22 protein-coding genes are annotated in these 23410 nt (G+C 35.2%); 8 read left to right on the top strand and 14 right to left on the bottom strand.

Annotation, left to right across the window (positions count from 1 at the left end; genetic code table 11):
- Nucleotides 1-111: 111 nt before the first annotated feature.
- The 7 genes from CGC49_RS08565 to CGC49_RS08535 form a co-directional block, all read right to left on the bottom strand.
- A complete protein-coding gene (locus tag CGC49_RS08565) occupies nt 112-954 on the bottom strand; it encodes a DUF4249 domain-containing protein (protein WP_157909027.1) in 843 nt (280 codons plus the stop codon).
- Between the two features lie 5 nt (nt 955-959).
- Nucleotides 960-3305 (bottom strand): TonB-dependent receptor, encoded by a 2346-nt coding sequence (locus CGC49_RS08560; RefSeq protein ID WP_095912384.1) that lies wholly within the window; start codon nt 3303-3305, stop codon nt 960-962.
- A gap of 11 nt (nt 3306-3316) precedes the next feature.
- Nucleotides 3317-3604 (bottom strand): hypothetical protein, encoded by a 288-nt coding sequence (locus CGC49_RS08555; protein WP_095912383.1) that lies wholly within the window; start codon nt 3602-3604, stop codon nt 3317-3319.
- On the bottom strand, nt 3597-4799 hold the full coding sequence (locus CGC49_RS08550) for a clostripain-related cysteine peptidase (protein WP_157909026.1): 1203 nt from the start codon (nt 4797-4799) through the stop codon (nt 3597-3599). Before CGC49_RS08550 ends, CGC49_RS08555 begins: the two co-directional genes overlap by 8 nt.
- On the bottom strand, nt 4789-5745 hold the full coding sequence (locus CGC49_RS08545; RefSeq protein WP_095912381.1) for a hypothetical protein: 957 nt from the start codon (nt 5743-5745) through the stop codon (nt 4789-4791). The genes CGC49_RS08550 and CGC49_RS08545 overlap by 11 nt, the downstream gene beginning before the upstream one ends.
- A gap of 12 nt (nt 5746-5757) precedes the next feature.
- A complete protein-coding gene (locus CGC49_RS08540; RefSeq protein WP_095912380.1) occupies nt 5758-6654 on the bottom strand; it encodes a hypothetical protein in 897 nt (298 codons plus the stop codon).
- Nucleotides 6655-7210: 556 nt separating this feature from the next.
- The gene (locus tag CGC49_RS08535; protein WP_042347109.1) at nt 7211-8113 is read right to left on the bottom strand and encodes an AraC family transcriptional regulator; all 903 of its coding nucleotides are present in this window, start codon (nt 8111-8113) and stop codon (nt 7211-7213) included.
- 193 nt (nt 8114-8306) lie between these two features.
- Here CGC49_RS08535 and hemA point away from each other — a divergent pair, with 193 nt between their 5' ends.
- The 8 genes from hemA to CGC49_RS08495 all read left to right on the top strand — a co-directional run bounded on the left by hemA (nt 8307) and on the right by CGC49_RS08495 (nt 16353).
- The gene (gene hemA, locus CGC49_RS08530) at nt 8307-9560 is read left to right on the top strand and encodes a glutamyl-tRNA reductase (protein WP_095912379.1); all 1254 of its coding nucleotides are present in this window, start codon (nt 8307-8309) and stop codon (nt 9558-9560) included.
- A gap of 177 nt (nt 9561-9737) precedes the next feature.
- Nucleotides 9738-10544: an enoyl-ACP reductase gene (locus CGC49_RS08525; protein ID WP_042010276.1), complete on the top strand. Its 807-nt coding sequence runs from the start codon at nt 9738-9740 to the stop codon at nt 10542-10544.
- Nucleotides 10545-10744: 200 nt separating this feature from the next.
- A complete protein-coding gene (gene yidD / locus CGC49_RS08520; RefSeq protein WP_095912378.1) occupies nt 10745-10969 on the top strand; it encodes a membrane protein insertion efficiency factor YidD in 225 nt (74 codons plus the stop codon).
- Between the two features lie 23 nt (nt 10970-10992).
- Nucleotides 10993-12321 carry a dGTP triphosphohydrolase gene (gene dgt, locus CGC49_RS08515; protein WP_095894108.1) on the top strand — a complete coding sequence of 443 codons (1329 nt, stop codon included), beginning with the start codon at nt 10993-10995 and terminating at the stop codon, nt 12319-12321.
- 15 nt (nt 12322-12336) lie between these two features.
- Nucleotides 12337-12894, top strand: coding sequence for an aminodeoxychorismate/anthranilate synthase component II (locus tag CGC49_RS08510; protein ID WP_095894107.1), 558 nt, complete (start codon nt 12337-12339; stop codon nt 12892-12894).
- Nucleotides 12895-12962: 68 nt separating this feature from the next.
- Nucleotides 12963-13343 carry a CCC motif membrane protein gene (locus CGC49_RS08505; protein WP_095912377.1) on the top strand — a complete coding sequence of 127 codons (381 nt, stop codon included), beginning with the start codon at nt 12963-12965 and terminating at the stop codon, nt 13341-13343.
- Nucleotides 13344-13524: 181 nt separating this feature from the next.
- Nucleotides 13525-13911, top strand: a complete 387-nt coding sequence (locus CGC49_RS08500; RefSeq protein WP_042010265.1) for a DUF423 domain-containing protein — start codon at nt 13525-13527, stop codon at nt 13909-13911.
- A 12-nt stretch (nt 13912-13923) separates the two neighbouring features.
- Complete coding sequence (locus CGC49_RS08495; RefSeq protein ID WP_095912376.1) at nt 13924-16353, top strand: YfhO family protein; 2430 nt, start codon at nt 13924-13926, stop codon at nt 16351-16353.
- A gap of 123 nt (nt 16354-16476) precedes the next feature.
- Here the strand turns inward: CGC49_RS08495 and CGC49_RS08490 are convergent, their stop codons facing one another.
- The 7 genes from CGC49_RS08490 to CGC49_RS08460 all read right to left on the bottom strand — a co-directional run bounded on the left by CGC49_RS08490 (nt 16477) and on the right by CGC49_RS08460 (nt 23334).
- Nucleotides 16477-16686, bottom strand: coding sequence for a helix-turn-helix transcriptional regulator (locus CGC49_RS08490; RefSeq protein WP_042010260.1), 210 nt, complete (start codon nt 16684-16686; stop codon nt 16477-16479).
- Between the two features lie 4 nt (nt 16687-16690).
- Complete coding sequence (locus CGC49_RS08485) at nt 16691-17170, bottom strand: DUF2975 domain-containing protein (RefSeq protein WP_095894105.1); 480 nt, start codon at nt 17168-17170, stop codon at nt 16691-16693.
- A gap of 4 nt (nt 17171-17174) precedes the next feature.
- On the bottom strand, nt 17175-17714 hold the full coding sequence (locus CGC49_RS08480; RefSeq protein ID WP_095912375.1) for a DUF2975 domain-containing protein: 540 nt from the start codon (nt 17712-17714) through the stop codon (nt 17175-17177).
- 211 nt (nt 17715-17925) lie between these two features.
- Nucleotides 17926-19209, bottom strand: coding sequence for a citrate synthase (locus CGC49_RS08475; RefSeq protein WP_042345457.1), 1284 nt, complete (start codon nt 19207-19209; stop codon nt 17926-17928).
- A 382-nt stretch (nt 19210-19591) separates the two neighbouring features.
- A complete protein-coding gene (locus tag CGC49_RS08470) occupies nt 19592-20626 on the bottom strand; it encodes a 6-bladed beta-propeller (RefSeq protein WP_157909025.1) in 1035 nt (344 codons plus the stop codon).
- Between the two features lie 194 nt (nt 20627-20820).
- Complete coding sequence (gene lysS, locus CGC49_RS08465; protein WP_095912373.1) at nt 20821-22518, bottom strand: lysine--tRNA ligase; 1698 nt, start codon at nt 22516-22518, stop codon at nt 20821-20823.
- 45 nt (nt 22519-22563) lie between these two features.
- Nucleotides 22564-23334, bottom strand: coding sequence for an alpha/beta fold hydrolase (locus CGC49_RS08460; protein WP_042347123.1), 771 nt, complete (start codon nt 23332-23334; stop codon nt 22564-22566).
- Between the last annotated feature and the right edge of the window lie 76 nt (nt 23335-23410).

Raw genomic sequence — 23410 nt, 5'->3', positions numbered from 1 at the left:
CATCCCTAAAATATTTTTGACCCAATATTTTGTTGTCCGAATTTACGGATTTAAAACCCTAGCACAAATAGTTTACACTTTTCTTGAAGAGTTAATCCGCCTTAGATTTGCTTAAAGATTAAGAGTAACTGTCTTTTTTGCATATGCTCCAAACACTCCCAATCCTCCTTTTATATTTGAGTTAAGAATTACGGTCTCACCAAAAGGCCCTATGTCCTCTGTGTCATTTTGCAAAGAAACGCTACGTCCGTATTCATAGAAATTAACATCCGTAGTATAGAGCGTTACGACCACCTGTTTCACATACTGAGCCGAACCGAAATCTTTTTCTGAACGCACCGTGATTCTATTTCCATCGCGATTATTATCAGTAAAAAACTTAGCCTCTAATCTACGATCGTAGTTAGATAATTCTTGACGAACCAAAATCACAGGAATGTAATAGTTACGTTCGTTGGCTCTATCTTGAAAATCAAAGGACACTTGATAGGCATCGCTACCTTCATTTTTAGTGTCGATAACGGTTACGTTTTGTATATCTCCGACAATGTTTTGAGGCACAGTACAATGAGCTGTTGCCTTATTTCCATGAGAATCTCGCACTTCTAAATGATAGGTTTTCCCCGCTTCAATTGGAAAAGTGGTTGCACTAATGGTATAATATTCTGAATTACTTTCATATGGAAGGGTAATGCTTTCATTTTGGTCGTTTCGCAACGTCACTTGTGCATTACTTACGGAAGGTATTCCCGATTGTGAGTGATTTCCAAAGGTAGGATTTGACATCGCCACTTTGACTTTTATATCGGGGCTATCGGCTGAAATATAGCTATGTATCACCAACTGAGATTGGGTACTGATTTTGGGTGGCTCAACCTCACTTTTGAAAAAATTTTCACACCCCACGAATAGAAATCCGCTAAAAACAAGCAATATATTAAAATATTTTTTCATCATAATTAGAATTTTAGGTTATACGTAATGGAAGGAATCATTGGGAATATGGAATACTGTTCAAGAACGTTTTTTTGACTTGAAGGATTTCCTGAGTATTCCCCACTGATGGCGTAGAAAAACGGATTTTTACGTGAATATGCGTTGTAAACCCCTATTTCCCACGTACGTTTCATGTTCTTTCCTTTGCTTTTATGAAATTGTACAGCTAAATCCAAACGATGGTAAGCTCGCATTCTGAAACTATTTTTTTCATCATAGTTATATGCAGTATATCCTCTGATGGCGTCAGAAACATCCCCTTTGTCTACTTGGTAGGAGGAAACAGGCAAGCTAATTGCATTTCCCGTTCCGTAAACCCAAGTGCCTGAGAGAGTTATCCTGTCCGATAGGTTATAGACAGCCACGAGGGAAATGTCGTGTCGGCGGTCGTAACGAGGAAAAAATTTACGTCCTCCATTATCTCCATCAAATTGATGTTGCGTCCATGAGAGGGTATAGCCTAACCAACCCGACAGTTTTCCAACTTTCCGTTGTAATAATAATTCTGTTCCGTATGACCAACCTTGTCCCCGAATGATGCTCTCTTGCCAAGCATACTCAGAAACACTTTCAAAGTCTTCTAACAACAAGAAATTTGCACCAGGAGCATACCCAATAATATTGTTCATTTTTTTGTAATATCCTTCTAAGGAGATACTTAGGTTTTTGTCTAAAATATCTTTGGCAATCCCCACTGCCACTTGTCGCGATTGCTGAGGTTTTACTTCATCGGTGGTTGGTACCCATAAATCCATCGGTAGTGAAATCCCCGAGCTACTCAGCAAATGCACATACTGACTCATAGAGGCATAGGAGGCCTTCACCGACCAATCGTTCGGCAATGTATATCCCACAGAAAATCGAGGTTCGAGGTCTTGATACGACGTGTTTTTATGCAAATAGTGACTCAACCGAAGTCCTGCATTTAGTCGTAATCTTTCTTCTATCGTAAGTTCATTTTCAATATAAATTCCTGATTCCAAAGTTTTTATATCTTGTATTTTGCGTTCGAATTGGTTGAAAGTTGGGTCTTTAATGACAATCGCACTTGGCCTAAATCGATGGAGCGTAGAAGCAAATCCCGTACGAATCAAGTAATTAGGATTTAAGTTGATTTGCATGTCATATTTAAGTCCAACATCCTTAATTCCAGAGTTGTACCGCATTTCGAACGTATTATTTTTATACGTATTTTCTTGGTATATTTCAAATAAATAATCACTGAAAATCAGCGAAGTATTGGAAAATATTTTATCCGTAAACAAGTGATTCCAACGCAAAGTAGCCGTAGCATTTCCCCAATGTAATCCTCCTTTGAACACCTCTCCTGTGTTTTCTTTATCTCGGAAGTAGAACTTATCCCGACCAAAATACCCACTTAGATATAATTTATCTTTTTGGCCGAAATCGTAGTTTACTTTCATATTGAGGTCGTAAAAGAAATAACCTACCTTTTCGTTTTCAGGCATTAGCGGACGCGTCAATACATCGATATAGGTTCTTCTGCCTGAAATGATAAACGATGATTTGTTTTTAACAATAGGAGCTTCGAGCGTAAGCCTTGATGAGATAAGCCCGATACCTATGTCGCCTGCAAATCGTTCTTTATTTCCGTCTTTCATGCTCATGTCTAACACGGACGAAAGCCTTCCTCCGTAGCGAGCGGGAAATCCGCCTTTGGTAAGATTTACATTTTTAATGGCATCTCCGTTGAAAATAGAGAAAAAACCAAACAAATGTGAAGCATTATAAACAGGAGCATCGTCCAAAATCAGTAAATTCTGGTCAGGGCCTCCTCCACGAACATACAAACCGCTATTTCCTTCCGAGCCTGATTGCACCCCAGGTAGGAGTTGCAAGACTTTTAACACATCTTTCTCACCCAATAAAGCGGGTATTTTTTGTATCTGAGCAATGGGAACTTGGATGGTACTCATCTGTGAACTACGGCTAAGCATTGGGGTTGTTTCTCCCGTAACAACCACTTCTTCCAAAAGTTCAGCATCTTGCAATTCCACATTCAACGATATGTCCTCTGAAAGGTTAATGGTTTTTGTAAAAACCTGATAACCAACGTATGAAACATACAGCTCATACGTTCCCTCAGGGAGAGAAATGGTGTAGAAACCATAATTATTCGTTGTTGTTCCCACTTTTAACGCGGGGATGTAAACATTTGCTCCAATAAGAAATTCCTTACTTCCTTTTTCGGTGATATACCCGCTAATGGTGTACTTCTTTTGTCCCCAAACAGCACTGCAAAACAGCATGAAAAAGAACAACGCAAAATTTGATGTTTTTATTCTCATTATTTAAAAATTTAATCAACTAAAATAGTTCCGTCAGAAATCAAGGTTAATAAAATAGTATTTTTATGACTTATTGCTTTAAATTTTGTAGTGATTATCAAATTTGAAGTAGTATAAAGTTTCACACTATACGATGAAACTGAAAACTTTTCTTTAAAAAAGTAAGTTTCTCCCACTGAAAGAGACTTATTGAACGTAGCACTACCTATTTTTATGGAATCAATAGCTTCAAAATAATTATTTTTTACACCTATGTTGTAATTTTCTTGAAATATTTCTTCCTTTTTACAACTAATCATGAATGTAATTAACCATATTAACAGCGTTGTTCCAAGAAAGCGTTTTGTAAAAATCATAAACCCCATTTGTGTTATTTATTTTCTTGGGAACAAAGATACTTACACCCGTACTTTTTTCCAAAGGAATTTTATTAAAAAAATAAGATGTATGGTCGTAACATACAATTAATTTTTCAAATTGTTTTGAAAGTTCTATTTCCGTTTGATTAGGTTGTAAATGGTTCAAAAAATCCCCCATATCAAACAGATAATCAGAGCCTTCTTGGTCATATTGCAACCATTTCGTTGTGTCTATTTTTTCCGTTTGTTGTGATAGACATTTATTAAAAAGATAAGCAAAATTTTTTAATTCACTTGTTTTTATAGTAGTAACGGCAGCAGATTGTAAAATTCCTTGTTTTTGTTTAAAATGAGAAACATATTTTTTAGAGATATTGTTGTAATTCACGGTACTTTCAAGCATATCTATTAAAATATCTTTGTAAGGAAAACCTGTTGCTAAAACCTTTGTTGGCGAGGCTATGATATAATCAAAACTATTTTTAAGTTCATAAAATACTTCTATGGATGCCATAAAACACGCGTCAAACAACAAAAAATCAAAGTGATAATTTACTAATGATTTCGCTAATTTTCTGATGTCCATTTCAGAATTAATCGCTGTGTCTTCTGTCGCGGTTTGGTCAACTCCAAACGATTTTACGGCTGTGGCTCTGTTTGAAGCCAACAGAGAACTTTTAGGCAACCACGCACTACCGTGTGACCAAAGTACCAAGCCCCGAATCTTTTCATTTTTGGTGGTAGTCAAAGTAATTACCTCATTTAAAACCTCTTTAAAAACAACTTCATTTGAAGAATCTTTTTCAGGATAGACTTTTAAAATTTTTGAATTGATTTGAGCGGTAGTGTCAGCCGAAATTTGGTATAGTAGTGGATGAGCTGTTTTGCGGTTCTTGGCTCGGTCAATGTAGACATAAATACTCCCTTTATCTGGATTTTCGGCTATAAATGCTTCCATTTCGTTTATGTTAGCAGTGGCATAAAAATCCAAGTCATTATCGGCTATCATGTACACAAACAACGCCTTATCTTTCTGTAAAGATGTTAATCCTGTGATTTCATCTTTATTGCAACCCACTAAAACAAACACTTGTAGCAATGCCACAAGTGTTTTTATATAAAATCTACTCCCCATATTGTTCAAATATTTTACTTCCATAAAAACCTTGACGTGTATTTATAAACCATATTTGCCCTGAATTGGAAAGTGTTTGATTTGAAGGGATTACTCCGTAGTGCTTAACATCATTATAGCGACTACTAATTAAACTCTCATTAACAGATGATATTTGTCCAGTTGTGTATCGGTCATAATCTTCAAATAGCGTATATCCATTTGTGTATTCTTGACGATATATCCCCATTATTTGAGGTATAGAAAAAGGTGCAGTTGCTGTCATTTCTCCCAAAATAGGAGCTTTTAAAGAAACTAATTTCGCTGGCATATCACTTATGGAACAAGATATACCATTGCAATACCCAATAACCCAAGGGACATAGACATCTATCTGTGGGGCTAACTCAGGTTTTAACAAATACAAAACAGGAGTCGCTTTATAAATGGGAATAGGGCTGTACTTCACTACTTTTGATTTATCAATCAAATGTCTATTGGACATATTAATCCACTCATCAATATATTTAGTAGTATAATATTTTAACGACTGATTTCCTACCACACAATATTCCAAATCCACGTTTGATAAATTTTTAATTTCCAAGTAATCAGCTCCTTTTGGGGTGTAATTTCTTTTTAGTTCGTTGTGTAAATGTCTTTTCCCCATATGTGATTCATAGGTTAAACTGTCATACACAACTTTGACATCCTCTCCTCCAATAACAAAAGGAGTCGTTAGGGTTTCTGTTTTCACAATATTTTCAGAATTTCCTGCTACAAAAACGGAATAGCTCACTTCAACCTCAACTGCTGAACCATCTACCGATGCTAAAACAATGTAGTTATGTTTCAAGGTTTTGGATTTATTGGGGCTTTCTACTTCAACTTCAGGCTTCGTGCAACGAAGTTGAAGATTTAACGATATGCCTAACAGAACTAAGCATCTAATAATTATCTTTTTCATAATCTATAAAATCTACTCCCCATATTCTTCAAACATTTTATTTCCATAAAAACCTTGACGTGTATTTATAAACCATATTTGCCCCGAATTGGAAAGTGTTTGATTTGAAGGGATTACTCCATAATGTTCCAATTCTCTATGTTTTCCTCCAATACTTTGTTTTTCAACATATTGTGTATAATGAGTGAAATATAATATTTCTTTGTAAATATATTCTCGTTTATACAAATCAATTATTTGGGAGGCAGAAAAGGGAGTGTTAGCAACAACACCTCCAAAATCAGGAGCTTTAAATGATACACGTTCAGCTGATTTAGGGGTTGACTTTCTAACATACACATCTGTTTGAGGTGCTAACTCTGGTTTAATCAAATATAAAACAGGAATATCTTTATAAATTGGAATGGGACAACTTTTTAGTACTTTTGTTTTATCTATTTGATTTGCATTAAAAAAACCATAACTCTCAACACATTCAGTAGTACAATATTTTAATGGTTGATTTCCTACCACACAATATTCCAAATCCACGTTTGATAAATTTTTAATTTCCAAGTAATCAGCTCCTTTTGGGGTGTAATTTCTTTTTAGTTCGTTGTAAACAAAATGTTTATCTGATGCAGCGACAACACTATCATACACAACTTTGACATCTTCTCCTCCAATAACAAAAGGAGTCGTTAGCGTTTCTGTCTTTACAATGTTTTCAGAATTTCCTGCTACAAAAACGGAATAGCTCACTTCAACCTCAACAGCCGAACCATCTACCGATGCTAAAACAATGTAGTTATGTTTCAAGGTTTTGGATTTATTAGAGGTTTCTACTTCAAGACCTACTTTACTACAACTCCCTTGAAAGCTAACAAAAATACTTAATAAAAGTAGAAATTTCACTATTATCTTTTTCATAACACCCCCATTTAATTAGTCATAAACCAAAAACCAAGGATTCCACACTTGTACAGCGGTATAGTTTATTTCTTCGTTAATATCTCGCTTTCTATCTTTTATAAGTGTTTCATTATCTATTTGTAGAAATTTGTAATTTCTCCAAAGATACCCCCGTTTGCTACCGCTCCATAAGCCAATGTCCAATGCAACTGACCATTAGGAGCTAAAAAAAGACTTTCCACCGATCATTTAGAAAGTATCTTGTTGTAATTAAATGTTTCTTAAAAAAACTCTTTGGAGTAATACTTCTTTTCTTGACATGCCATCAAGGATAGAAATCCTATGGCAAAAAATAACCTTCTCATAAGAACAAAAATTTATACATGTCACAAAGCTAAGCCAAGTTATTTTAATAAACAAATTTACACATCATTTTTCTTTCTTTCTTAAACATAAATATTTTATAATGAATAAGTTATAAGTAAAAATTATTTTTACAAAATCTTAATAAATATAAAACCTAGGTTTTTTTGTAATTTTTAATATGTCTGAAAATACACTTTTCAACTCTTGATTAATCCCGATTCGATAAATATTTTTTTGGAGTAACCCCATATTTCTTTTTAAAAGCCGCAATAAAATGACTTGGAGTGCTATATCCTATTTTGGAACTTATTTCATTGATATTCATATCTTTACCCTCCAATAATTTTCGTGCAATTTCCATTTTATAATCGAACAAAAAAGCGTAAACTGAATCACCATAAATCTGCTTAAACCCTTCCTTTAACTTCTTAATATTCAACCCTATTTCATTGGAAAGTTCCTGTAAAGTAGGCGGTTCAATCATACGACCAATAATAATCTCTTTAGCTTTATGAATTTTAGCAATACTTTCTTCATCAGCCAAAAACGGACACTGCTCAATATCAGCTTCATTGGAACGATTAAAATAGAGCGCAAGTAGTTCATACACTTTCGCTTTCATATAAAAAGGCTGTAAATTTTTCTGAAAATTAGCATTCATTATCTGATGTAGTACCACCATAATAGCGGGTGCAATTTTGTCTTCCTTATAATACTTCTTGTCTCTATTTTCAAGACTTAAAAAATCTACATAACTCGCTTCATCGGAAAGTAACTTATGAAACTTTTGAATTGATATAAAAACCGAAACAATTTGTGACTTTGGCTCGACAATTTGATGCAGAGGTAAAGCCTGTTGTGGATTGTAAAGCAACAACATACATTCCGCATGTAGCGGTTTCTTGTAGTTCCCATTATTAAACAGAAATTGAGCTAATCCCTTGATATTGAAATGATACTGAATAAAATTCTGAGGAATTTCTTTTTTTATTTCTAAAGGCTCAGCTGTGTCATTTCCTATTTTTAAAAGGATGATATCCTCGCTAATAAGCACCACTTCAGAAGTACTTCCTGCGGTATTTTTTGAAAAAAAATATTGTAAATTTTTCATGTGATTTTATTTAGATTTGTTCTATATTTCCGTATATTCATTTTACTTAAAATACACATTATCAGTATAATAATTGCAAATATACAATAAAAAAAATAAACGCGTACTCAAAGAGACAAAAAAAGTTCTTTTAGCGTTATTTTTATATTTCAGTTGTGATTATTTTTGCGAAAGAATTAGCGAAGAATATTTTATGAATCAATATCATTTATCAAAGAGCAAAAGTTTTTACTGCATTGGGTTAAGCTACAAAAAAGCGGACGCTACAATGCGTGGTACTTTCAGTTTATCTTCTGAAAATAAGGCACTTTTGTTAGATGAGGCTAAGGCACAAGGCATTCAGGAGTTGTTAGTGATATCGACTTGTAATCGTACCGAGTTATATGGATATGCTGAACATCCTTTCCAGTTGATTCAATTGCTATGCGAATTTTCAAACGGTTCAGTGGACGATTTTCAAAAAATTGGATACATTTACAAAAACCGGGATGCTGTACAACATATTTTTCGAGTAGGGACTGGGCTAGATAGCCAAATTTTAGGTGACTTTGAAATCATCGGACAGATAAAACAAAGCTCTTCAGTTTCTCGCCAAAAAGGATTGTTAAGTACTTTTTTAGAACGCTTGATTAACAGCGTTATCAACGCCAGTAAACGCATCAAAAACGAGACGAATTTATCGGCAGGTGCAGCCTCTGTTTCGTTTGCTGCAGTACAATATATCTTGCAGAATGTGGTAAACATTTCTGAAAAAAACATCTTGCTATATGGCGTAGGAAAAATTGGGCGTAACACTTGCGAAAACCTTATCAAGCATACTCAAAACAATCATATTACTCTCATTAATAGAACTCGAAAAAAAGCTGAACAAGTGGCTGGAAAGTTCAACGTGTTGGTAAAAAATGAAAATGATTTGACCTCTGAGATTGCTAATGCAGATGTGTTGGTTGTGGCTACGGGAGCTCCACAACCTACTGTACACAAACAACTTATCGCAGAAAACAAAAAACTTTTAATTTTGGATTTGTCCATCCCTAAAAACGTAAACGAAAATGTGAAAGAGCTTTCGGGCGTAACGTTGGTTCACATGGATGCACTTTCAAAATTAACAGATGAAACTTTGGAACGCCGTAAAGAAGCCGTACCTAACGCTTTGCTGATTATTGAAGAAGTGAAAAATGAATTTTTCGAGTGGATGAATAGCCGTAAGTTTGCTCCTACTATTAAAGCATTGAAAAATAAATTAGAAAGCTTAAAACTTGCTGAATTGGATTTTCAACGCAAAAAAATCAACAACTTCAACGAAGAACAGGCTGAAATTATCAGTAATCGCATCATCCAAAAAATAACTACACAATTTGTAAACCACCTAAAAGACTCACAAACAGCTGACGAAACCATCAGCTGGATGCAACAAGTATTTCAGTTGGATGTAGAAGCTGTTTAAGGAATCTTCTGCCGTAATCTTTTTGACTGAATTAGAACAGATCTTTCTCCTTCAGATCTATAATCAGTTATAAAACATCTTTTAACTATTGAAGCTTCAGGGTTTTGAATCAATTAGTTGCTTTGTTGCTTACTTAATTTTTTTTCATATCTTTGTCCAAATAAAACCAAAATAGTTATGTACAATTTATTAAAAGGAAAAAGAGGAATCATTTTTGGAGCATTAGACGAAAATTCAATAGCTTGGAAAACAGCAGAACGTGTTCACGCCGAAGGAGGTAAATTCGTGCTTACGAATGCACCAATCGCAATGCGTATGGGACAAATCAAGCAATTGGCAGAAAAAACAGGCTCAGAAATCATCCCTGCAGACGCTACCAATATGGACGATTTACAGAACTTGGTAACCAAATCAATGGAAATTTTAGGCGGTAAAATTGATTTCGTATTGCACTCTATCGGGATGTCTGTCAATGTTCGTAAAAACATTCCTTACACCGAATCAAACTATGACTTTACTGAAAAGGGCTGGGATGTTTCGGCATTATCTTTCCATAAAGTGTGTCAAGTTTTGTACAAAAATGATGCAATGAACGAATGGGGAAGCATCGTCGCATTATCATATATGGCGGCTCAACGAACATTCCCTGACTATAATGATATGGCAGATAACAAGGCTTACTTGGAATCAATTGCTCGTAGCTTTGGATATTTCTTCGGAAAAGAGAAAAAAGTGCGTGTAAACACCATTTCACAGTCACCAACTCCAACTACAGCTGGACAAGGAGTAAAAGGTTTTGATGGGTTTATCGCCTATGCAGAAAAAATGTCTCCATTAGGGAACGCTACCGCACAAGATTGTGCTGACTACACTGTGAGTTTGTTCTCTGATTTAACACGAAAAGTTACAATGCAAAATCTTTTCCACGATGGAGGATTCTCTAATACAGGTGTAAGTCAAGAAGTTATAGAAAAATTTAGTTAGTTTTCCAAAAAATATACGCTAAAGGATTTACATTCAAGCTCATACCTATAAGCTTTTATACTTTTGGAAAGCAACATTATAAAATAAAAATTTCGACTGTATTGTGGATTTGATACAGTCGAGGTTTTTGTTGTTTCATGAGGTATACTTTTAAAATAAAGATACATCTCTCCTTGATTTAAGTTGAGATTTTTTGTGTTATGCTAAAAAAAATCATCGTATTCCCTTTTGTGCTGTTGGTTCAGTTTTACCAGATTTTCATCTCCCCCTTGAAACCACCTACGTGTCGTTACACACCTACCTGTTCAAGTTATACCATCGAAGCTCTAAAAAAACACGGACTAGTCAAAGGAAGTTGGTTAGCAATAAAACGCATTTTTAGTTGCCATCCTTGGGGAGGAAAAGGTTATGACCCTGTACCTTAATCAGATATAAAAAAACAAAAACAATGAATTGGGAAGATTTACTTTCACTAAATCGCTTTGGCGATACCAAAAAACGTCTCAGAAAAGGGCAAGATGAAAATCGCCTTAACTTTGATGTGGACTATGATCGCGTAGTTTTTTCAAGTGCTTTTCGCAGTTTACAGGACAAAACCCAAGTGATTCCTCTGTCAAAAACAGGATTCGTACACACACGCCTAACACATAGCATTGAGGTTTCGGTGGTAGGTCGTAGTTTAGGTCGTAGTATCGGAACGCACGTGCTTAATAGATTACCTCACATGCAAGAACTCGGTTATTTAGCCAATGATTTTGGTGCAATTGTAGCGGCTGCATCTGTTGCTCACGACATTGGGAATCCTCCATTCGGACACAGTGGAGAAAAAGCTATTGGGGAATTTTTCAAATATAAAAAAGGAGCTACTATCAAGCATTTACTCTCGGGAAAAGAGTATCAAGACCTTTGTAGCTTCGAAGGGAACGCCAATGGATTCCGCATTCTAAATGAATCACGCCCAGGAGTTGAAGGAGGATTGCGTTTGTCGTATGCCACCTTAGGGGCTTTTCTAAAATATCCAAAAGAATCGTTACCTGTACGTCCTACAAAGAACATTGAAGACAAAAAATACAGTGTTTTTCAGTCGGAAAGTGCTTTTTTTAAAGAAGTCGCAAACGAACTAAAAATGCGCTCAAATTCAGATGATTACACACTTAGATATGCACGACATCCGTTAGCCTTTCTGGTTGAAGCTGCCGATGATATTTGCTACACCATCATAGATTTTGAAGACGGCATCAATTTGGGACTTATCCCCGAAGATTTAGCCTTGGAATACCTCGGAAAGTTAATCAATGAGCGAATCAACACCCAAAAATACAGCAAATTATGTACACGAGAAGAGCGTATCGCTTATTTACGTGCTATAGCTATTGGAACCTTGATTCACGAGGCAACTAACATATTCATCGAAAATGAAAAAACAATCTTAGCGGGAGAATTTCACAGTTCATTGCTCAGCAAAAGTGTGTTTAAATCTCAAATTGAAGACATTATAAACATCAGTATTTCACATGTTTACCATTCTAAAGAAGTTATCGAAAAAGAAATTTCGGGTTACACCATACTTCAAGACCTGCTTGAAATCTTTTTCACAGCAACTTTAAATGATTTCAATGGCAAAAAAAATACATTTGATGAACTTATCTTGAAAATAATTCCCGAAACTTATAAAAAAGATTCTTCACTGTACAACCGAGTTATGGGAGTTACCTGCTATGTAGCAAGTCTTACCGATTCCAAAGCTGTGGAGTTGCATTCAAAAATTAGGGGATAATAAGCACATGTCTTTATGAAAGTATTAGTAATCGACAATTACGACAGTTTTGTTTTTAATTTAGTACACTATCTTGAAGATTTAGGGTGCGAAGTAGTTGTAAAACGCAACGATGAAATATCTTTAACAGAGGTAGCTGATTTCCACAAAATCCTACTATCTCCTGGCCCAGGCATCCCAGACGAGGCAGGGTTAATGAAAGTTATCATTGAAAAATATGCTCCTTCAAAAAGTATATTTGGAATCTGTTTGGGGCAACAGGCTATCGGCGAGGTTTTTGGAGGAACACTGATGAATCTTCCTAAGGTTTTCCATGGAGTAACCTCTCAAGTAACTGTCATAGAGGAAGATCTCTTGTTCAAAAATATGCCTAAACAGTTCACAGTGGGTCGCTATCATTCATGGGTAGTTTCATCCGTATCTGATTCACTATCCGTAACTTCTGTTGATGAAAATGGATATATCATGTCGCTCCGTCATAAAGAATATGACATTCGAGGGGTACAATATCACCCTGAATCAATTCTTACTCCCTTCGGTAAAACGATACTGAAAAATTGGATTGAAAATTAAAACATCTCTTGCCTATAAGCGTAAAAATACTTACATTTGCGTGGTTTTTAACTCTAAATGTTTTATTTATGGATACAAATCAGAATCCAACATTCAATTATAACAAGAACCCCATATTCGATCAGCGTTCAGAACTTAAACAACCTATCAGCGCTACGGTTGTGTATGTATTGGCGATTATCGGAATCGTTTTCTCTTTTTGCTGTGGCGTGGGTTTGATTCCTGCCATTATTGCTGTATTAATAGCAAGTACAAGAATCAATCAATACAATAGCAATCCGGAGATGTACTTAGGCATTGATAATTTAAAAACAGCAAGGACTGTTGCATATATCAGTGTAATAATCAGCGTGTTGATGGTCTTATTATCTATCTACCTAATTGCTATCGTGGGATTGGAAGGAATTGAACAAATGACTGAAGAAATGCCTTATAATCATTTTGATTAGTTTTTAAAATTACTATTCTAAGCAAAAAGGCTTATGCAGTTAAACTGAGAAAACACTCGTAAACCTTGCATAGAGCTTTCTTTAGTCACATTGAGACTGGTACAAAAAAGTTAAAAATTATACGTAAAACATCGTATTTCTGAGAAAATTCTTAGATTCCTTCGATAAATATTTATTAAAAATGAAAACATTTACATTACTCTGGGGAGGTATATACGGAATCACCTCTATCATTTTAGGAGCTTTTGGGGCACACGCTTTCAAAAAAATCCTGTCCGTTGAACGATTAGCAAGTTTTGAAGTAGGTGTGAAATATCAAATGTATTCGGCTTTATTGTTACTCATCATTGGATTCTTCTTAAAATTTGAATCTTCTTTAGAAAAATGGACTTCCATTTTAGTGATTTTAGGAACATTTTTCTTCTCTGTAAGCATCTACTTTTTATCGTTTCAAGAACATTGGGGTGTCAGTTTGCGTTTTTTAGGGCCTATTACTCCTATCGGAGGTACACTAATGATTATAGGCTGGGGATTATTAATCGCTTATTTTATCAAGTCAAAAGCCTAAACACATTTCAAGATGAAACATATTTTTCAAAAGGCACTGCCCCATTTGGTGGCAGTTGTGCTTTTTATAGCTATAGCTTTGGCTTTTTTTTATCCAGTAATGCAAGGTAAAACCATTTTCCAAAGCGATATAGTACAGTATACCGGTATGGCGAAGGAACGAAACGACTTCCGACTAAGTCAAAATGAGGAATCTTACTGGACAAACAGTGCTTTCGGAGGGATGCCTACTTATCAATTGGGAGCTAATTATTCATACGATTTTATCAAAAAAATAGACAAAGCTATTCGCTTTCTACCTCGTCCCGCTGATTATTTATTTCTTTATTTTATTGGGCTTTACGTCTTATTGCTTACCCTAAAAGTAGATATGCGAACTGCCTTTATAGGTTCAATAGCCTTTGGACTTTCTACCTACTTGATTATTATACTCGGTGTGGGACACAATGCCAAAGCTCATGCCATAGGTTATTTCGCACCCGTACTTGCTGGTATCTTACTGGTTTTCAGAAAAAAATATCTTTGGGGAGGACTGCTAACAGCCTTTGCTCTGGCTCTCGAAATCAATGCAAATCACTTGCAAATGACGTACTATCTGATGTTATTAGTACTCGTTTTTGGATGTTTTATGCTATATAAAGCATTTAAAAACAAAGAATTAAATAATTTCTTGAAAGCTACAGCCACACTCGTTGGAGCTGTTATTTTGAGTGTACTCACCAACGCTACATCGCTTTTAGCAACTCAAGAATACACACAGTGGAGTACACGTGGCAAATCGGAACTAACGATTTCTCCAGACGGAAATAAAAAATTAAATAGCGGATTATCAAAAGACTACATTACGGAATACAGCTACGGATTGGCAGAATCGCTAAACCTTATCGTTCCAAGGTTGTTCGGAGGTTCAAACAATGAAGCTCTCGGAAAGGATTCAAAAACCTACGATTTTTTGGTAAAACAAGGCGTTCCTCCAACTCAAGCATTGGAATTTACAAACGGATTGCCTACATATTGGGGAACTCAACCCATAGTTGCCGCTCCAGCCTATATAGGAGTAATCATGTTTTTCTTTTTCGTGTTATCTTTATTTTTAGTCAAAGGTTACAAAAAATGGTGGCTATTAACAGGAAGTATCATGGCATTGGTACTTTCATGGGGAAAAAATTTCGACATCTTAACAAATGTGATGATTGATTATTTCCCGTTATATAACAAATTCCGCGCAGTTTCTTCTATTCAAGTAATTTTGGAATTGTGTGTACCGATTTTGGCAATGCTTGGTCTGTATCGATTTTTGAAAAATACGACTGAAGAAAATAAAAAACCGCTTTTGTACACCGTTTGTATTACCTTTGGCATCGTAATTTTACTACTACTCAGCAAGGGACTCTTTGATTTTAAAGGAGTTAGCGACACTTTATATGAACAATATTACGGACGCGAAGTCGTAGCGATGATTCAAGAAGATCGGCAGTCCATGTATACGAGCGATTTGCTCCGTAGCACCATCTTTATGTTACTTACTATATTGTTTTTGAATTTATATCAATACAAAAAGATATCCGAAAAGGGAGTACAAATAGCTCTACTATTACTCATCATTTTAGATTTAGGAGGCGTAGCAAGACGTTATGTAGATGAGAAAGATTTTGTATCAACACATCGGATGAAACAACCCTTTGAAGCTACACAAGCTGATAATATGATATTAGAAGACAAATCTGTTTACCGAGTGTACGAACCTGAAGTAGGCATCAACGGAGCAAGGACTTCATATTTCCATCATTCTATTGGGGGATACCACGCCGCTAAACCAAAACGTTTGCAAGAGTTATTTGAATATCAGATTTCAAACCGAAATACAGAAGTGCTTAACATGCTCAATGTTAAATACATACTTATGCGTAACGAAAATGGACAACTCCAACCGATGCAGAATGAGGACGCTTTAGGCAATGCTTGGTTTGTAAATAAAATAATTACCAAAGACACCAACGATGAAGTCATGCAAGGGCTTTCGGATTTTAACCCGAGAACTGAAGCCATCGTCTTGACAAAAGAGGTGGAAAATTTAAATTTCAAATCATCGACAATGGATAGTACTGCAACTATAGTACTGAAAAATTACAAACCAAACAAATTAGAGTATAAAACTGATAATCAACAAAAAGGGTTTGCCGTATTCTCCGAAATGCACTACCCTCACGGTTGGATTGCAACCTTAGATGGCATAGAAGCACCTCACTACAGGGTGAACTATCTTTTGCGTGGAATGGAAGTTCCTGCAGGAAAACATACTATCACCTTTGAGTTCAAACCTCAAGTAGTAGCCACTGGAACTAAAATCACCTTAGCTGGAAATGTATTGTTGATTTTGTGGTTGCTGGGAGCAGGAGTCGTTTTTTACAAGAATAGACGTACAAAAACAGACAAAAAATAGAATAAACTGTCCGAAAAGTTATTTTTCTAAGCATCATCATTTTGAATAGGCAACAAACGAAATGATAACAAAAGAACCAACTTTTCGGACAATTTTTTTTGGAGTAAAGCACCACTAAAATTACTACTCATCTTCTTTATATTCCAAAATATCAGCAGGTTGGCAGTCAAGTGCTTTACAAATAGCTTCAAGGGTGCTAAATCGGATGGCTTTGGCTTTTCCTGTTTTCAAAATGGAAAGGTTGGAAAGCGTTAAACCCACTTTTTCCGAAAGCTCATTTAACGATATTTTTCGCTTTGCCATCATTACATCTAAATTTACAATAATTGGCATAATATCAAATAGTTAAATCGTTTTCTTCCTTCATTTTTGTACTTATTTTAAGCACTTCACTCAAAGTCATAAATAACAAACCCACAGCTACCTTAAACAACACAGGATTTGTATCCAATCGGATTCCTATATTTTTGCGTTCTATAACGCTATAAATCATTAAAGAAATATCAGTACATATAGTTATGATTATCAGTAGAATTCCTATTTTATTCAAGTTTTTAACCACTTTTTCGTTAAAAATTCGTACTCGAAGAAATAAGTATGCAGTTTTTCTGAAAAGATAAAGAATATATATGAACAAAAGATAACCAATATACCAAAGCCAAAGCACAATTTTAGCGAATAATGTGTCAGCCGTAACATCATAACCGTTCACTCTGATGGTCTCTTCCAAAAAGAATGAAATAAAACTCAAAACCCCGAAAATTGATAAAATAAATAGCAAGTCGAGAATAGTTTTTAGAATAAATATTTTTCGCATAATATCAAATAGTTAAATCGTTTTCTTCTTGTAAATCTGTTCCTTTTTTAAAAATGTAAGCAAGTACATACATAGTTGACCCTAAAAGAAGTATTATTCCCATATCCGATGCCGTTCTACGGTTAAATTCTTGGTATGACGGGATGTTAATAAAAATAAAATCACTTATGGCTTGAAAAATAAATATGAAGCAACTCAAAGAAATAGCTATTTTACTGATTTTTAAAAAATTGTCAGCCAATTTCTCTTTAAAAAACGAGTTGTTCACATTTAATTTTGAAACAGATTTAGCCGCTATCAAACTCATATAAATTTTTGAAAAGGCAATAATTAACTCAAAAAAAACAATAATTCCGTAATAAATTGGGTGATTTTGGAAGAACATCAATTTTCTATCCCAGCTTGATGTGTTATTCTCTCTCGAAAAAATCAAAGGAGATATGAATTCGAACAACATTCGTATTGCATCAAAAGAAAATATCACTAATATCAACCAAACAGTTAATTTAATGAGTTGAAAATCGGAAGATGTAATCTTTTTCATTGTATCTGATTTTAAAATTATGATGCAAATATAATAAATTTTTATCGAAAAACAATAAATATTTATCATATTATTTGATTAAGAAATATAAAAAATAAGCATGGATTATTTCAGGAACCTCCACTAAATATGAGTTCTTATTGAAGCTATTATGGGCAAAGAATAAAAAAAGCCCCGAAGTGGAGCTTTTCTTATAAAATGTATTCTATGATTATCTTTTGCTAATCTCAACAAAAGATCTTTCTGTACTTCCTACGTACACTTGGCGTGGTCTTCCGATTGGCTCTCCACCTTGACGCATCTCTTTCCATTGAGCTATCCAACCTGGCAAACGTCCGATAGCAAACAAAACGGTAAACATTTCCACATGCATTCCCAACGCTCGGTAGATAATTCCTGAATAGAAATCCACATTTGGATACAAGTTTCTTGATTTGAAATACTCATCCTCCAAGGCTACTTTTTCTAAATGTTTGGCTATATCAAAAATTGGGTCATCAATTCCAAGTGAATTCAATACGTCATCCGCAGCTGCTTTGATGATTTTAGCACGAGGATCAAAATTTTTGTACACTCGGTGTCCAAAGCCCATCAAACGGAATGGATCGTCCTTGTCTTTTGCTTTTCTGATATATTTTTCTACATCACCTCCATCGGCTTTAATATCTTCCAACATTTCTACTACAGCTTGATTAGCTCCTCCATGAAGAGGCCCCCAAAGAGCAGAAACTCCAGACGAAATGGTAGCAAATAAACCTGCATGAGACGAACCTACCAAGCGAACGGTAGAAGTTGAACAGTTTTGCTCGTGATCACCATGCAGAATTAGCAATTTATTCAACGCACTTGCTACTCTTGGATTCACCTTGTACTTATTTGTTGGGATGGCAAACATCATATTTAGAATATTATCAATGTATTCCATATCATTGTTATAGTAGTTCAATGGAAGTCCTTCTCGTTTGCGATACACCCACGATGCCAATACAGGAATTTTTGCCATCACTTTACATACAGCTTCGTACACATCTTTCTCACAAGATACGTCCACTGCCTTAGGATTGAAAGCTACCAAAGCACTGATCACCGATGACAACACTCCCATTGGATGGGCTGTTTTCGGGAAACCATCTAAAATACCTTTCATCTCCTCATGAATCATTGTGTACTTATGAATTGTAGTGATGAATTTTTCATACTCAGCTTTGGTTGGTAAATCCCCAAAAATCAGCAAATAAGCCACTTCCAAGAAATCTGCTTTCTCAGCTAACTCCTCAATATTATATCCTCTATAACGTAAAATCCCTTTTTCTCCATCCAAAAAAGTAATTGCACTTTTACAAGCTCCAGTATTTTTATAACCTGAATCCAAGGTAATCAACCCTGTTAAAGCACGTAATTTCTCAATGTCAATTGCTTTTTCATTTTCGGTTCCTGTAATCACTGGAAATTCATATTCTTTTCCGTCAAAGACTAATTTTGCTGTTTCTGCCATAAGTTTAATTATAAAGTTTTATTTTAGTAATATCGTTTTTCGCTTAAAACGTGGCTAATATACAAAAAACTTTTCTGATCAACAAAAATTTTTATCCATTTTTTTAACGCAGTTACTTTTTGAACAGTTTCATTAACGGATTCTTAGCCCCTTTTTAAACGAAAATATAAAAAAAATAGCTTTCCGCTTTTTTTCGAAAACCCGACCTTTCACATCTGTTTATCTGTTACTCTTACAATTTACTTCTTCAATATTTTTAAAGATATTGAGAAAAAGCAAAACATTTTGTGGGTACTCTACCTCACGTATCGAAATTCAAAAAAACATTATTTTTTTGAAACATAGATACAACATTCTAAAAGTAAAATCCTAACTACTAATTTTATAACTTAGACTCATCTATCAATATCAAGCAACCGTTACTCTCTATACTATCTAAATCGTTGACAGGCACATACAAATGATTTTTATGAAAAAGAATTCTTGAGCCTAAATTTTGATTATCGTATGTCAGTAAATAAACTTTGGTTTTGTTATTATTCCTATCGTGTTTAACGTAGTGTATTTTTCTTTGAAAAAGAAACGTAAATCTTAAAAAATCGGAATCTTCATAAACGTTCTGCACAAGGGAAGCATACTTGTTTATGTTCTCAGGCTGATTCGTAAACTGAATCAATTCATAGAATTCTTTTTTCTTAACATCCGAAGGAATTGATTTCTCTTGAAAATCCACAATATATTTGGGAAAGCATTCTTGTTTTTCTGTGATTGTAAAAATAGTATCATTAAGTATTTCCCAAAACAACATATTTTTGCCGTCTCCTACATTAAAATTATTTAGAGAAAAAAAACTATGAGCCAACCACCTATTTTTAATATTCTTTTCAATGCTATAATCTTCCTTTAAAATGCTATATGAAGGGGTTTTTCTATGACTACCCCCATACATATTTTTTGAAATAAACTTCCCATCGGACAAAGGATAGATAAAATTTGGAGTTATACTATCATATCTATCGTTCAGGTTTATAGTTGATTTGTATCTACCTTGAAAATCGTAAATAATCATCCGTTTTGTCTGATCATCATATATAAAAACATCATCTCCCTTTATGAAGAAAGAATTAAAATTACTATATTCATCGGGAGCTGCTCCCTTTGAACCTATTTGGGATAGAAACCTCCCTTGTTCGTCAAAAAGAAAAAGATTACTTAAAGAGCGTATTAAAAAACCTTGACCATTTAAAACAATTTCATCCAAGTTTCCTAACATCGATTCTTCTGAAAACTCAAAACAGACCTTTCTTTCAATATGTTGAGATAAGTCAACGTTCTCAATTTTATCAAAATCAATAAGAATTTTGCAAAACTCCTTCCTGTCTTCTTTTTTTTTGCAACCAAAAATGAAAAAAGACATAAGTAGACAAAATAAAATAGAATGTTTCATACGAAAAAACGTTTAGTTATTCTACGAACAAAAGTATAAAAATATTTGAAATGCCTATTGCCATGAAATTAAAAAGTTATCGCCTAAATTTGAAAAAGAGAACATAGCATTCTCATAATCTCTATTTTTAAAAAAAAAAGGGCGAAAGATTTTTCGCCCTTATGTTATACTAATTTCACCAATAAATTATCGTCTTGTTTTTCAACGAAAGCTACCTTTTTGCTGGTCAGACCTTTGATGGTTTTATCCCATTTTTTGTTGGATAGTCCCGATTGGGTTTTTAACTCTTCCAACGGAAGTGTTTCCGCTTTTTGGAGGATTTCAAACACCATTTTTTCATCTTCGTTTAATTCTACTGTCTGTGTGGCTTTCGCCTCAGGCTTCATTTGCGGGAAAAAAAGTACTTCTTGTATACTTTCGTTATTGGTCAGGAACATTATGAGTCTGTCCATCCCGATTCCCAAGCCTGATGTTGGAGGCATACCAAATTCTAACGCTCGTAAAAAGTCTTGGTCGATGAACATCGCCTCGTCATCGCCTCGCTCGGAAAGTGCCATCTGTGCCTCGAAACGTTCGCGTTGGTCGATAGGGTCATTCAACTCGGAATACGCATTGGCGATTTCTTTTCCGCAGACCATCAGCTCGAAACGCTCGGTCAGATTGGGGTCGTTGCGATGTTCTTTGGTCAGTGGCGACATCTCTTTCGGATAATCCGTGATAAATGTAGGTTGAATGAAATTTCCTTCGCATTTCTCGCCGAAAATCTCGTCTATTAGTTTGCCTTTGCCCATTGTGTCATCAACCTCAATTCCAATAGATTTAGCAAAATCGAACAATTCTTTTTCAGTTTTTCCTGTGATGTCAAACCCTGTGAATTTTTGAATGGCTTCGGTCATCGTAACTCGCGGATATGGAGCTTTAAAATCAATCTCGTGCTTTCCGAAAGTGGCTTTGGTTGAACCATTTACAGCGATGGCACAATGCTCCAACAATTGTTCGGTAAACTCCATCATCCAATGGTAGTCCTTGTACGCCACATAAATTTCCATTGCGGTAAATTCAGGGTTGTGAGTTCTGTCCATTCCTTCGTTTCGGAAGTTTTTCGAGAACTCGTACACGCCGTCAAATCCTCCCACGATAAGTCTTTTCAGATACAATTCGTTGGCAATTCGCATATACAAAGGAATGTCCAAAGAATTATGATGTGTGATGAACGGACGAGCCGCAGCTCCTCCTGGAATGGATTGTAAAACAGGTGTTTCCACTTCCATATAACCACGTTCGTTAAAAAATTGACGCATTGCATTGAAAAGTTTGGTACGCTTGATGAAAACTTCTTTCACCTGCGGATTTACTACCAAATCCACGTAACGCATACGATAGCGAAGCTCGGGGTCGGTAAAGGCGTCAAATGTATTTCCATCGGCATCGGTTTTAGGAAGCGGCAACGGACGAAGTACCTTGCTCAGTAGCTTGAAGTTTTTTACCCGCACTGATTTTTCGCCCACTTGTGTAAGGAAAAGTTCGCCTTCCACACCGATGAAATCGCCCAAATCGAGCAATTTTTTGAACACTTCATTGTAAAGAGTTTTATCTTCGTCAGGACAAATTTCATCACGATTGATATAGAGCTGTACGCGTCCTTGGCTGTCTTGTAATGAAGCAAAGGAGGCTTTTCCTTGAATACGGACAGACATTAGTCGCCCCGCCAAAGTTACCTTCTTTCCTTCTTGAAAATCCGATTTTACATCGGCAGAAGTTGTATCAACAGGGTACAATTCCGCTGGATACGGATTGATACCCAATTCTTTTAATTTATCAAGTTTTTCTCTACGAATTATCTCTTGTTCTGATAGTTGCATATAATTAATCGATTTTGTTGTATATTTTCTTTGAAGATAAACATATTATTGATTTAAAAAAGCCATCGTTTTCTGGAAAAACTCATCTGGATTTTGTGCATGTAGCCAGTGTCCTGATTTTGAAACCATTTCAATTTTTGCATTTGGAAAATGTTGTTTAATCAGAGGTTCATCGCTTGGCATCACATATTCCGAAAACTCTCCTTTTAGGAATAGAATTTTCCCATCGAAAGTGTTATTTTTCGGTAATTCAACTCCAATTTCATACTCATTTTCCATAAGAGCTTCTAAATTAAAGCGAAAATCCAATTGATCTTTTGTTTTCCAAAATAAATTTTTTAGTAAAAATTGTCTTACATCAGCTTGGCTGACGTAGAAAGATAGTTGCTTGTCGGCTTCCGAACGCGATTTGACAACTTCAAAATCAATCGAAGCTAATCCTTGTAAAATTTGTTGATGATGTGGTGGATAAAATTTTGGTGCAATATCGGCAACAATCACAGAATCAACCATATTCGGATACTCCGTAGCAAATAACATTGCTGTTTTTCCTCCCATAGAGTGTCCAATTAAATCGAAAAGAGTGATGTTTTTCACTTGGGCATAATGCTTCAAATCTTCTGTTAGAATAGAATAGCTAAATTCTTGGTGATGAAAACTGTGTCCATGATTCCGTTGGTCGATAAGGTGTACCTCATACCCTGCTTCGGCATATTTGATTCCTAAAGTTCGCCAATTGTCCGACATGCCAAGAAATCCGTGTAAAATAAACAACGGTTTCCCTTCGCCTATGATTTGTGAATGCAATACGTTCATTGCTCAATTTTGTGTGTTATATTCTTTTCGGCAAAGATACTTCTAAAATATGAAAATTCAACTTATTGATAAATAA

Source organism: Capnocytophaga sp. H4358 (assembly GCF_002302515.1).
GTDB lineage: Bacteria > Bacteroidota > Bacteroidia > Flavobacteriales > Flavobacteriaceae > Capnocytophaga > Capnocytophaga canis.
This window is presented reverse-complemented; position numbering and strand designations above follow the sequence as displayed.